Below are 12521 nucleotides of genomic sequence, written 5' to 3' on the forward strand. Positions count from 1 at the left end.
TCATTTATCTAACTAAAATTTTTTCATATTTGCTTAATAAAATTGTAGCTAGATTAACTATTCTTTGATAATTGTCGAATCGGTTTATATTATCAGCATTTTTGCTTAATTAATGTTTAGAAAAATGTCTAAATAAGTACCATAATACAGCTATATTAACTATGAAAACTAACATTTTCAAAACTGTCAAGCCTTGAATTAACTCAAATATTTCGGGAAGAATACTAATACCAACTAATCCAATAACTAATATCTTTGCCCAGGTTTTCTCATACCATAAACCTACAGATTCAATTGCGGTAACTAAAGCATAAATTCCCGCAGCCATACCACTAAATTTTAAAGTTGAACTTTTGATATTAATGACTTTTTCTAAAAGCCATTCAATTATCTCCAGTTTTCCTTCTAAAACATAGGATTGAGAGAGCATAATTAGAGCTTCATGATTTTTCAAAGCTAAAAGTAAAACGAGGGATGTTGCCGCTAATAGTAAAGCAACAAATCCCTTATAGATAACGATTGCCACTAAACCAGGAGGACGCTTTTTATTCATTAAATTTTGATTATTGATGATTTATAGAAATTCGGTTTGATTTTTGTATCCTTCATAAAAATAAGTAGGGTGTGTAAAACCCTTGCTTTTCGGTTTGATAGTTGTCAACAGAACACAGACTCCAAGTATTGACAGCAGGACTATAGACGAGCCAATAGTAGCATAACCGAGTCCGCTTTTCTCATGTTGTTTGGTGAGAATATCCCCCAGTGTTGCCCCAAATGGTCAAGTCAGAACAAATGCCACCCAAAACAAGATAACTTGGGAAATTTCGGTATAATAATATGCTGCCAGTACGAAAGCAAGTAAACTAGCAATTAAAACATATCCGCAGGATCAGCAGATTGGAGTTTATTAGTAGCAATTACTCCGGAAATAGCACACATAATTATAGTTAATAATAGCACTTGTAAACCACGAATTATGGTCATATACATGGGCAAATTTGTCGCTGTTCGGGTTAGCTGATAAAGTCCTAAAGATACGGCTACCCCTGGGAAAAATCCCAAAGCTGCTAAAATTAAAGCTTCTTCAAAAATAATAGTTAGTAAATAAAAATGACGATATCCGATGGCTTTAAAAGTTGCATATTCTCGCAAATGGGCATTAACATCTGTGGAAAGAACTTGATAAACAATAATTACTCCAACCACAAATCCCATTGATACACCGAGATTAAAAATAAACCCAATGGGAGAATTGCTCCTCCAAAAGTTATTTTCAAGTTCAATAAATTCCTGATGGGTGAGAACCTTAACATCATCTTTCAAATAAGCCTTTAATTGGGCAACAACTTGGTCAGTTTTATAACCTGGTTTGATTTTAACTAAACCGATGTTCACACTACTTGTAGGCTGCCTGGCAAAGATTTGGGAGAAGTTATTTGCACTGGTAATTAAACTACCGTCAGCGGCAAAGGAAGCACCAAGTTTAAATAAACCACCAATAGTAATTGTGCTACCATTAATTTCAGTTGTGACAGTTTTACCTTCTTGAATTTTCTTTATTGCTTGTTGATATTCTCCTCTGGCTGCCCGATCAAATAAAACTGTATTTGGTAATTTAATCTTCTGTAATTGTTGATTAATTTCTGGTAAATCAAAAGCTGGTTGATCTGGATTTATCCCAATAATTAAGACTCCGGTTTCCAAATGTGTTTGGGGATTCTTCCAAATAATATGATTGCAATACATAGCTTCAGCCGATTTCACCCCCGGTATATCCATTGCTTGATACAGTCGTCTCCGGGAAAAAATAGACATACTTTGTAAACTACGGGCTTGGGGACTAATGAGAATAATATCAGCTTGTAAACTGCGATGTAATCTAGTATTGCTGTCATATAAAGCAGTTTGAAAGCCTGACTGCATAAACATAAGAACATCAGCGAAAGCAATACCTGATATTGCTACGAATAAACGACTTTTTTCATGAGTAAGTTGCAACCAACCCAAAGGAGTTCGTCGTCGAAATTGTTGAAAAATACTAATCATAGGAATGATAATTGACAACTAACAACTAACAACTGACAACTGTACGGGCGAAGCATTTGGAGAACTATTTTTGGCAATGACCGATAATTTATCTTCCAAATGCACAACTAACTAAAGACTAATAATTACCTTAACTTGCATATTAGTAAATTTAGCTGCTTGCTGACTGGAAGCTGTATTTAGTCGGATATGAACCTTGACTATTCTGTTATCAATATTGCTAGAAGGATCTGTATTAGTGAGATTTTGCTTGCTTACCTGTAAACCGATTCTTTCTACTTTTCCTTGCAATTCTTGAGAAAAAATATCACCAACTATCCGCACCTGTTTACCTTGAATAATTTTGGTAATATCACTTTCGTAAACTTCAGCAATTACATACATTTGACTGGTTTTACCAATGTCAGCAATGCCATTATTAGTAATTAATTCTCCTGGGTGGGTATGGATTTCAAATACTTGTCCATTTTGAGGAGATTTTACATAAGCTTTCTGGAGATTAATAGTAGCTTTTTTCACTAATACTTCTGCCCGATTTAATTCGGCTATTGCAGCTTCTACATCTACTTTCCTAACTTCAGAAATCTGATCTAGTGTTGCTGAAGCTTCCTTTTTTCGTTGTTGGCTACTTAATTCCAGCTTTTTTAATTGTGATTGTGCCGCTTCAAGACTTTTTTTAGCCGTTTCTACATTCAAGCTTTTACTATCTCTTTGAGACGCAGAAATTGCCCCTTCTGTATATAATTCTTGATAACGTTTATTTTCAGATTCAGCATTGAGTAATTCTGCTTGCAATTTTTCTAGAGTTGCTTTTTGAGTATCAATATCACCTTGACTTTCTACAGTTAATCTGTCAATTATCGCTTTTTGAGCCGTAATTTCTCCTTGTTTAACACCTGCTTGAATTTGAGCTATTTTAGATTGAATTATCCTCACTTCTGCCTTGGCTTCTGTTAATTCTGCTTGCAAGCGATCGCTATTATCTAAAATAGCAATTGCCTGTCCTACTTTGACCATATCTCCCTCCTGAATTAATATCTTTTCGACTCGACTTCCTTCTCCAGATACAGGTGCTGATAATTTAATTACTTCCCCTTCTGGTTCAATTCTACCTAGGGCTGTGACTGTTTTTATCTCTGGTATTGCTATCGCACCAGTTGCTAATTTTTGATTATCTATATCCCGAAATTTTAGGACAATAAAAACACTAATACTAGCCACAGATAAAGATGCCAGCATAGCAATAGCAATAGCTAATCGGAGAATAGACTGAGAAGATAATGAACCTTGTAGCTTGTGGTTTTGCACAACTGCATACCTTTTCAGTGCTGTTTCAAAATTAGTTAATGAAAAATACGAGGTAGAAACCGCAATCCTGGAAAACCTAAAAATGTAGATCTAGACAAAATCGGTTTAGTCAATTTATTGCATTACAGATGACAAATCAATTCTAGATTTTTGACAGAAACGAACATTTAGAGATGATATGCCAGAATAGAAAGTCAGATGGTTAACCAATGACAGTTTTAATAAAAATAGTATGTTTTTGACAAAATGATTTAATTTAAATTCACTCTTAATTTCTGATAAAAAACGTAAATACTGACAATTTAAGTTTTATCAATTAAAACAAACCCCGTTTCCCATTTGGACGCACTGTGAGCCAATTGGTCTTAGCTACAGCCAATTGCTCATCAGTTATTTTAGCACCAGTAAGATTAGCTCCAGACAAATTAGCTCCCCGCAGATTAGCTTGACTGAGGTTTGCACTTCTGAGGTTTGCACTTCTGAGGTCTGCTGCTTCTAAATCAGCATTATTAAAATAAGCCTTGCTTAAATCCGCATCTTTGAAATTTGCTTCTTTTAAACTTGCTCTCCCAAAGTCGGTATTGTGAAGATTAGTTCCTTGAAAATTGGATTTATAAAATTGAGCAGCATGAAAATTAGCTGCTGATAAGTTAGAGTTAGCCACAATCAAGCGGATAAAATTGTAGCCAGCAAAATCTCGTCGTCCTTTCTGATATGCTGCTATTAGACTTCGGGAATCTAATGTTCGCGCAGCGAATGGGTCACCATGATAATTTACATCTCTAGCTGCTGATTTTGGCGCTGATTTAGATGCAAATTCTCCACCCTGAGTTTGTCCATGTTTCCATTCCATTCCTCCTGGTGTCTTGTCTTTTCTAGCTCGAATAGATGCAGCTAATTTTGCTACACTATCATTGTTAGCACGAGTATAATTAATAGAATCAATACCAGAATTTGAATTGTTCTGTGTTGATGCAGAGCCGGAGGGTTTGGATAGTAATCCTTGGGCTAAACTATCTAAATATGGCTCCATGTCCAAAGCTTTGAGTACGTCTTGCGCTACCTGATAGCGATTGCGTACTGTTACCTCCAACATTTTTTTCAATACATTGGTCAAATGGTCGCTGATGTCTACCAGATGCTCCCACATCATGTCCCCTGTGGTGGGATTGTATTCTAAATCTTTAGGAATTTTGGCAGTCAGCAAATAAATACAAGTCACTCCTACTGCATAGATATCACTGGCATAAACCGGACGCATCGCCATTTGTTCTGGGGGTGCAAAACCAGGGGTTCCTATCGCATAAGCTGTTAAAGCTGATTGTTCTGATTGACTGGTTGTGACTTGACTAAATTGGTTTTTGACAGCACCAAAATCAATTAGTACCAATCTGGCATCTTGAGAACGACGAATTAAGTTAGCTGGTTTAAGATCACGGTGAATTACCTGTTGCTCGTGGATATATTGCAGCAAGGGCATGATTTCACTTAAAAATTGTCTGACTCCGGTTTCACTATAAACTCCATTTTTTTTCACTTCTTGCTGGAGAGTAAAACCGCTCACATATTCTTGAACTAAATAAAATTGATTGTTATCTTCAAAATAGTCCAGCAGCCTCGGTATTTGGGGATGATTACCGATCTTACCTAAAGTTTCCGCTTCTCTGGCAAATAGCTCCCGTGCCATTTTTAATATGTACGGAGTCGTACTTGATGGACGTAATTGCTTAATTACACAAGGAGGTTTCCCTGGCAGCTTTTCTTCTATTGCTAAAAATGTTGCCCCAAAACCACCTTGAGTAATTGGTTTCATCGTCCGAAAGCGATCATGCAACAATAATTGCGAGCCACAAGCTTGACAAGTTTGAACAGATGCTGAATTTTTGGGATCGGGACAAGTCGGATTTACGCAGTAGCTCATGCACTATTAACTCATTGCAAGATGATTGACACTCCCCGGTCTAAAGACACGGGGATTCTTGGTTCAACGAGACCACTTAAACTAGTGGTCTGTCAAATTTATTTTTGACGGGTTTTTGGTAATGCGGGCATACTATGGCTAACGCCACGCTGCGCTATCGACAAGTGTTACAGTGAGCTTGCGATGCCCTGAGCTTGTCCAAGGGTCGAACTGCTCAATACAAGTCTTGCCCGCGTGAGCGAGACGCTCACACTACAGTCCATCATTTTTATCTTGACAGACTACTAGGAGGAAACTAGAACAATGCAGTAGAACCGCATAGATTTAATTGTCAAGGTACAGAAAAGCCATTAGGCAGTTAGGTTTTTAGACAGATTGATTACCCTTCCTGTGAAAAATAGTATAACACTAATCGTCACTGGTGACTCTTGCCTATTACCTATTTACAGACTAGATAGCACCTCTTTAGCAGCAGCTAATGTCTGTTCAATATCTTCGGAAGTATGTGCTAAAGAAGTAAAACCAGCCTCAAATTGAGATGGGGCTAGGTAAATACCATGCTCTAACATTCCGCGATGGAAACGACCAAATTTAGCTGTATCAGCCTTTTTGGCATCTTCATAGTTATGCACAGGTCCAGCGGTGAAGAATAGCCCAAACATGGCACTAATATGACCACCACAGGCAGCATGACCCGTATCTGCACAGATTTTTAGCAATCCATCAGCTAACTGTTTGGTAATTTTTTCTAAATACTCATAAGTACCGGGTTTGCTGAGTAGTTCCAGGGTTTTAATTCCTGCTGTCATGGCTAAAGGATTACCGGAAAGAGTTCCAGCTTGATAAACAGGCCCTGCGGGGGCAACCATTGACATAATCTCACGACGACCACCGTAAGCACCGACGGGTAAACCACCACCAATGACTTTACCCATTGTAGTTAAGTCGGGGGTAACACCAAATTTAGCTTGTGCGCCACCGTAGGCAATGCGGAAGCCTGTCATGACTTCATCAAATACTAATAATGCCCCATATTCTTGAGTAAGTTCCCGTAGTCCTTCTAGGAAACCAGCATCAGGGGTAATAAAACCAGCGTTACCAACTACGGGTTCAAGAATAACTCCGGCGATTTCGTGGGGGTTTTGTTCAAATAAGGCTTTTACGGCTTCCAAATCATTGAAAGGCGCGGTTAAGGTGTTGGCTGTGACGGATTTTGGTACTCCTGGGGAGTCGGGTAAACCCAGGGTAGCAACACCAGAACCGGCTTTGACCAGGAACATATCTGCGTGTCCGTGATAGCAGCCTTCAAATTTGATCAATTTTTCTCGATTTGTAAAGGCTCGCATCAGGCGTAATACCGCCATACAAGCTTCTGTTCCAGAGTTGACGAATCTGACCATTTCAACGCTAGGAACAGCATCAATGACCATTTCGGCTAAAACGTTTTCGAGAGCGCAGGGAGCGCCAAAACTTGTGCCTTTATCTAGGGCTGCGTGTAGTGCGGATATGACTTCTGGATGAGCATGACCACAAATAGCGGGGCCCCAAGTCCCAACATAGTCAATGTATTTGTTGCCGTCTACATCCCAAATATATGCGCCATTCACACGATCAAATACGATGGGTTGTCCACCGACGGATTTAAAAGCGCGAACAGGAGAACTGACTCCTCCGGGCATGAGGTTTTGAGCAGCAGCAAAGATTTCTTGTGATTTTGTGGTTTTAATTGTGGTGTTTACCAAGGGTATCTCCTATGAGGTGGTGATTAAAATTGAGCTTCTATCTTAGGATAGGGTGAAAAGTTGCTTGTGAATTTCTCTGGTATGGGATTAGCTGAAAATGGTATCTTGAGTCAAAGAATTATTGTAAATTAACTGGTATGTCTTCTTCTGAACTGAAATCGCTTTCATCTGCTATCCCTGTGGAAAAAATTCGCTACGATGACAAGGGTTTAGTGCCGGCAATTATCCAAGATTATTTGGATGGAACTGTGTTAATGATGGCTTGGATGAATCGGGAATCGTTGCAAAGGACTTTGGACACTGGGGAAACTTGGTTTTGGAGTCGTTCCCGGCAGGAATTTTGGCACAAGGGCGCGACTTCTGGACATATTCAGAAGGTACAAACTATTCGTTATGACTGTGATAGTGATGCTCTGTTAATCGGGGTGGAGCAGTTGGGTGATGTAGCTTGTCATACTGGAGAACGTAGTTGTTTTCATCGGGTTGATGGCACGGTGACACCACCACCAGGGGATAGTTTATCACAATTGTTTGCGGTAATTTGCGATCGCCGTGATCACCCCAATGAAGATTCTTATACCTGCAAGTTATTGGCTGGTGGTGATAATAAGATTTTGAAAAAGATTGGTGAGGAAAGCGCGGAGGTAGTCATGGCCTGTAAGGATGATGATGCCGATGGAATTGCTGGTGAAGTTGCGGATTTGTTTTATCATACTCTTGTAGCCTTAGCGTATCATCAGGTTGATTTAACAGCAGTTTATCGGAAGTTGCAAGAAAGAAGGAAATAGGCGAATTTATGAAGAGAAGACCGCTCACGAATAATAGTTGCCAAAGAGGGAATATTAGACTATAAGCAACTCCGAAATTTTCGGCAGCGTTAATTGTTTTGGCTCATCCAACTGGGGTTAAATACGACTAACCCCAGTATACTATGTTATTTTGAGATTAGATCATTTTCACAAATCATCAGTTATCTTATTTGATACGAACCACAGAGGCACAGAGGCACAGAGGACGCAGAGGTGGAGAGAAAGGAGACTGTTAGATTTTATTTAGCAACGCTATCTTTGTAATTATTCGCTTTTCACCCCTTTACTAAAAATCCGATAGTACAACCAGGTACTAAATTCTTTGATGGGAAATAGGATATAAGTCAAAGGATTTACTGTGACAATAATATTTCTAAAATCCCGTTTTGCAAAAAATACAATCCCCTTTGCAACCTGATTTGCTGACATCACACCATAAGGATTTAATTGACTTTTGAAAGGTCCTAAAATTAATTTGCGAATGACACAAACTTGATCTAATCTTTTAAGGGTGACAATATCCCCTAATGCTCTTTTGCTCAGTTCATACAAGGGGCTTAAAGCTGAGGAAACTTCCGCTTCTGAAGTATTTACCCAAATTTCTTTAGTGGCTTTGTCTTGGGGTCCTGTGACAGTTGCAGAAAAAACATCTATTAATTCCAAAGCAGAAAATGTGTTAACTTGATAGGAATTTTGAATGGCGGCTGAAGTGCGATCGCCATAAACATTTATGCCATGATTGATAATGAGAATATCAACTTTATTTAAACTTTCTTTTAGTTGATCTTCATTACCCAATTCCCATTTTACAATTTTGACCCGCTCTTGAATTGCGATTTTTTCAGGATTCGTTGTTAATGCCACAACTTTAGCATTATGCTTTAATAATTCCGCTGCTAATGCTTGTCCTAATGCACCGGAAGCACCTGTTAAGGCTACGGTTTTACCTTTAAGAGAAAGTCCTGTTCCTAATATTTTATCCACTAGGGGAAAAACACCACTATAGTAAGCATTAACATCATCAAAATGATGTCGCCAATGATAGGTTCTATTTACCCACAAAACTGAGGGAATTGTGTCTAAAGGTCCGGGTAAATGATTGTAGTCTGTGTCTATTGTTCCTTGAAAATATCGCAGAGATGCGCCGTATAAAAACGTAACTGCATAAGCAACTCCTAACCATAATCCCCATTGATGCGCTAGTAAGGCAATTATTGTTAATATTGTTACTAATATACCCGATTCGACGATATCGTGATACAACTGGGAATCTACGTAGGCTTTTTGGGAAATTAACGTTAAATCCCGCCGATACACAGCATGATGTTTATTATGCCATTTCGCTAACCATGTTATCTGATGACACAAAGCATGGTAAGCATCTCTGACAATTTCCGCGAGTAAGAGGGAGGAAAATCCCCAGGTTGTGAACTGGATACAGTTGTTTACTAACACCGAATCAATAGTTAAGCTTTGAGCCAAAATCATCATCTTTCTGGTGATACCACTTTTTCTTAATTAAACCAAGTTATTACCATCTTTGTCTAAAGTTATATCAATCCCTGATTTGCTCAATTAATCGCTGTTCTAGTAAATCTAATAATTCATCTACATTTTTTCCCACTTCTTGAAAACAGGTTTCTGGTGATGATTTGGGTGCAAATTGAATTAACTTAATTTCCCCTTTCCCAATTCCAATCATCACTACTTCTGTTTCCGGTTTGTTATTATCAATAATTCCTAAGATTTCTTGGAGACGATTTTCAACTCGCTCGTTTAATTTTTCTATTTCGGTTTGGGGACAATAGACAAAATGGGGAGTTGGTTGTAAATCAATCCCAATAGTTCCCTGACGATTACCATTTTCTAACCACAATCCCCAAAAAAGTGCGGCTAGTTCTAACTGATTGTTTTTGACAAATCTATCTAATTGTCCGCGCCATTTGTTCTCTGCTGTTTCGGGTTGAGGAATACTAAACATGATGATTAATTTGTAATTTTATTTTTGCTATTTTAACCCAGATTGCACACGCCATAAACTGGTGTAAATGCCATTTTTCTCTAGTAGTTGTTCATGAGTTCCGGCTTCGACTAATTTGCCATATTCCATGACATAAATGCAATCAGCATTGCGAATGGTGGAAAGACGGTGAGCGATCGCTATTGTGGTACGATTGACCGTAATCCGTTCTAAAGAACGTTGAATAGCAGCTTCTGTTTCATTGTCTACCGCTGAGGTAGCTTCATCTAAGATCAAAATTGGTGGATCTTTTAATACTGCGCGAGCAATTGCAATCCGTTGTCTTTGTCCTCCCGATAATTTCTGCCCTCGTTCCCCAACTATTGTCTCATAACCTTGGGGCAAACTCATAATAAAATCATGAGCCTCGGCTATTTTCGCCGCCATGATGATGTTTTCATCGGTAGCGGTAAAAGTCCCATAGGCAATATTTTCTCCCACTGTACCATGAAATAAAAACACATCCTGACTCACCAAACCAATAGAGCGGCGTAAATCTCGCAAATTTAATTGTTGTAAATCAATTCCATCCAGAGTAATTTTACCACTTTGCACCTCATAAAATCGCAGTAATAGTTTAACTAAAGTGCTTTTTCCTGAACCCGTCGAACCCACAATTGCAATTGTATTTCCTGCGGGAATTTCCAAAGATAAATTGTGAATAATTGGATTTCTATTTTGATAAGCAAAACTCACATTTTGAAATTCCAAAGCCCCCCGAATCATATCTACAGGTAAATCAATATTTCCCGGATGAATTGTCATGGGAGTATCTAACAAATCCATAACTCGATTAGTAGAAGCCATTGCCCTTTGATATAAATCAAAAGTATCACCTAATCTGGTTAATGGCCACAGTAAAAGCTGGACTAAAAACACCAAAGAACTATAAGCACCTACAGCCAATCTTCCTTCTACCGCTGCCATACCGCCAAATAATAGTAATATTGTAAAGGCGATTAAAATGAACATCCGAATAATCGGAATATACCCCGCAGATAAAGCAATTGCTTTCGCATTACTTTGACGATAAGCATTACTTTCAGATTCTACCCGCGCCGCTTCATAAGCTTCTGCTGTAAAACTTTTAATAGTGGTAATTCCACTCAAATTATTAGATAATCTCCCATTTAATAAACCGACTTTTTCCCGAACTTCTGCATAACGAGGCGCAAGAAATTTCTGAAAAATTATCGAACCAAAGAGAATAAATGGCATAGGCAAAATTGCCATCCCAGCTACACTAGGAGCTAAAATAAAAAACGCAGCCCCAACAATAATAATAGTTGTAGTTACTTGAATAATGTCATTTGCACCCACATCCAAAAACCGCTCTAATTGGTTAACATCATCACTCAAAATAGACATTAAACCACCGGTGCTGCGTTCTTCAAAATAAGCTAATTCTAATTCTTGCAAATGTTTATATGCGTCCAGTCGTAAATTATGCTGAATATTCTGTCCCAAATTGCGCCATAGTAACTTATAGGCATATTCAAACAATGACTCCAATACCCAGGTAATCACCGTCAACAAGGATAAAATCAGAAATTGCCCATAAATATCTTTTACGCCTAATCGGGCGATGATAGAATCTTGTTGCTTGACTACCACATCCACCGCAATCCCAATTAATACAGGGGGTGCTAAGTCAAAAACTTTATTGAGGATAGAAGCACCAATGGCCAGTCGAATTTGTTTAGTATACTGATGTCCATATTTAAATAGCCGCTGGAGGGGACGAACAGAATGTTTACGCCTTTTGGATAATCGGAGAGATTTAAATGGCATAGCCATATTAATTGATAATTACTTGCAGTTAATACTACCACATAATTGAGTTGATTTGTGATCAATATTGAAGCAATAGATACAGTTATCTTCCTTTAGGAACAGAAGAGATAATTTTGAAAAATTGGTAACTTGTAATTTGGCAAACTTCACTTTTGGGAATTATATTAGAAAATATTGTCGCTAAAATAATTATTCCCCGCAGCAAACAGCAGGGTATAATAACCGTATCAATAAACCAGATGTGCTAATTTTCAGTGAAGACTACCAAAACAGCAAATATTCCTCCTAAAACTTAGGGAATATGCCATATCAATCTTGATTTTGTGCAAAAATGCCAGTAATGTTGAGCAAATCTCCCTCCCAAAACCAGAACCAGACGTAAAAACTAGACAAATCAATATTATGTCTACTCCCAATCATCAGCAACTCTCACTCCCAGAAGCCAAGAAAATACTCAACAAATTTAACTGTCTGGATATTGCCCCCATTCTTAAACCGTCCGAAAAAGTTCCCACTCGTGAGGCATTAATTTTTCTCACCAGTCTTACTGATTATCAAATCTTAGGTATTTGTGCTGATACAGCCGCAGAGGGAATTTTAGCCATGAAAACCTATTCTCGCGCTTTGGGTTATCAAGCACCAATTGATTTACCACAACCAGAAGGCCCAGTTTACATCAAGTTAAATGGCAAAAATGGCTTGTGTTATCTTGATTCCTATGCTGGACATCATCGGGGAGTGTTAGTATCTTGCCAGTCTTATCAAGAGGGAGGAGTTAACGAGATGTATGGACATTTACCCCTCGATTTATTTGTCTAGAATTTCGTTTACAATCATCTTTAGGGTGGGCTATGCCCACCTCATTCTTAATCACTAATTAC

At 38.3% G+C, this 12521-nt stretch carries 10 protein-coding genes and 1 pseudogene; 2 read left to right on the forward strand and 9 right to left on the reverse strand.

Features of this window, described 5'->3' with window-relative positions:
• Nucleotides 1–109: 109 nt before the first annotated feature.
• From AN490_RS22215 to hemL, 6 genes and pseudogenes are all read right to left on the reverse strand, one after another.
• Complete coding sequence (locus tag AN490_RS22215) at nt 110–553, reverse strand: DUF2127 domain-containing protein (protein ID WP_148762314.1); 444 nt, start codon at nt 551–553, stop codon at nt 110–112.
• A gap of 21 nt (nt 554–574) precedes the next feature.
• Nucleotides 575–766: pseudogene (locus tag AN490_RS22965) on the reverse strand (hypothetical protein); the annotation flags it as partial.
• Between the two features lie 104 nt (nt 767–870).
• The gene (devC, locus tag AN490_RS22220) at nt 871–2046 is read right to left on the reverse strand and encodes an ABC transporter permease DevC (RefSeq protein ID WP_300007109.1); all 1176 of its coding nucleotides are present in this window, start codon (nt 2044–2046) and stop codon (nt 871–873) included.
• 111 nt (nt 2047–2157) lie between these two features.
• A complete protein-coding gene (locus AN490_RS22225; RefSeq protein WP_300007111.1) occupies nt 2158–3354 on the reverse strand; it encodes an ABC exporter membrane fusion protein in 1197 nt (398 codons plus the stop codon).
• A gap of 316 nt (nt 3355–3670) precedes the next feature.
• The gene (locus tag AN490_RS22230) at nt 3671–5275 is read right to left on the reverse strand and encodes a serine/threonine-protein kinase (RefSeq protein ID WP_300007114.1); all 1605 of its coding nucleotides are present in this window, start codon (nt 5273–5275) and stop codon (nt 3671–3673) included.
• 443 nt (nt 5276–5718) lie between these two features.
• Nucleotides 5719–7017 (reverse strand): glutamate-1-semialdehyde 2,1-aminomutase, encoded by a 1299-nt coding sequence (hemL, locus tag AN490_RS22235; RefSeq protein ID WP_168652588.1) that lies wholly within the window; start codon nt 7015–7017, stop codon nt 5719–5721.
• Between the two features lie 137 nt (nt 7018–7154).
• Here hemL and hisIE point away from each other — a divergent pair, with 137 nt between their 5' ends.
• Nucleotides 7155–7805, forward strand: a complete 651-nt coding sequence (hisIE, locus tag AN490_RS22240) for a bifunctional phosphoribosyl-AMP cyclohydrolase/phosphoribosyl-ATP diphosphatase HisIE (RefSeq protein WP_300007117.1) — start codon at nt 7155–7157, stop codon at nt 7803–7805.
• A 285-nt stretch (nt 7806–8090) separates the two neighbouring features.
• Here hisIE and AN490_RS22245 read toward each other — a convergent pair whose 3' ends face one another.
• The 3 genes from AN490_RS22245 to AN490_RS22255 form a co-directional block, all read right to left on the reverse strand.
• Complete coding sequence (locus tag AN490_RS22245) at nt 8091–9314, reverse strand: bifunctional sterol desaturase/short chain dehydrogenase (protein ID WP_300007282.1); 1224 nt, start codon at nt 9312–9314, stop codon at nt 8091–8093.
• Between the two features lie 67 nt (nt 9315–9381).
• Nucleotides 9382–9807, reverse strand: a complete 426-nt coding sequence (locus AN490_RS22250; RefSeq protein ID WP_213720085.1) for a hypothetical protein — start codon at nt 9805–9807, stop codon at nt 9382–9384.
• A 27-nt stretch (nt 9808–9834) separates the two neighbouring features.
• A complete protein-coding gene (locus AN490_RS22255) occupies nt 9835–11643 on the reverse strand; it encodes an ABC transporter ATP-binding protein (protein ID WP_300007120.1) in 1809 nt (602 codons plus the stop codon).
• A gap of 399 nt (nt 11644–12042) precedes the next feature.
• Here AN490_RS22255 and AN490_RS22260 point away from each other — a divergent pair, with 399 nt between their 5' ends.
• Nucleotides 12043–12459: a DUF1824 family protein gene (locus tag AN490_RS22260; protein ID WP_168651326.1), complete on the forward strand. Its 417-nt coding sequence runs from the start codon at nt 12043–12045 to the stop codon at nt 12457–12459.
• The last annotated feature ends 62 nt before the right edge of the window (nt 12460–12521 follow it).

The sequence above is a fragment of the Anabaena sp. AL09 genome (assembly GCF_001672255.1).
Classification (GTDB): domain Bacteria; phylum Cyanobacteriota; class Cyanobacteriia; order Cyanobacteriales; family Nostocaceae; genus Dolichospermum; species Dolichospermum lemmermannii.

Excerpts from the sequence above, each read along its gene's own strand:
- devC (WP_300007109.1), bottom strand. The coding sequence starts at position 2,046 with ATGATTAGTATTTTTCAACAATTTCGACGACGAACTCCTTTGGGTTGG.
- AN490_RS22245 (WP_300007282.1), bottom strand. The coding sequence starts at position 9,314 with ATGATTTTGGCTCAAAGCTTAACTATTGATTCGGTGTTAGTAAACAAC.
- AN490_RS22250 (WP_213720085.1), bottom strand. The coding sequence starts at position 9,807 with ATGTTTAGTATTCCTCAACCCGAAACAGCAGAGAACAAATGGCGCGGA.
- AN490_RS22260 (WP_168651326.1), top strand. The coding sequence starts at position 12,043 with ATGTCTACTCCCAATCATCAGCAACTCTCACTCCCAGAAGCCAAGAAA.
- AN490_RS22230 (WP_300007114.1), bottom strand. The coding sequence starts at position 5,275 with ATGAGCTACTGCGTAAATCCGACTTGTCCCGATCCCAAAAATTCAGCA.
- AN490_RS22215 (WP_148762314.1), bottom strand. The coding sequence starts at position 553 with ATGAATAAAAAGCGTCCTCCTGGTTTAGTGGCAATCGTTATCTATAAG.
- AN490_RS22255 (WP_300007120.1), bottom strand. The coding sequence starts at position 11,643 with ATGGCTATGCCATTTAAATCTCTCCGATTATCCAAAAGGCGTAAACAT.
- hisIE (WP_300007117.1), top strand. The coding sequence starts at position 7,155 with ATGTCTTCTTCTGAACTGAAATCGCTTTCATCTGCTATCCCTGTGGAA.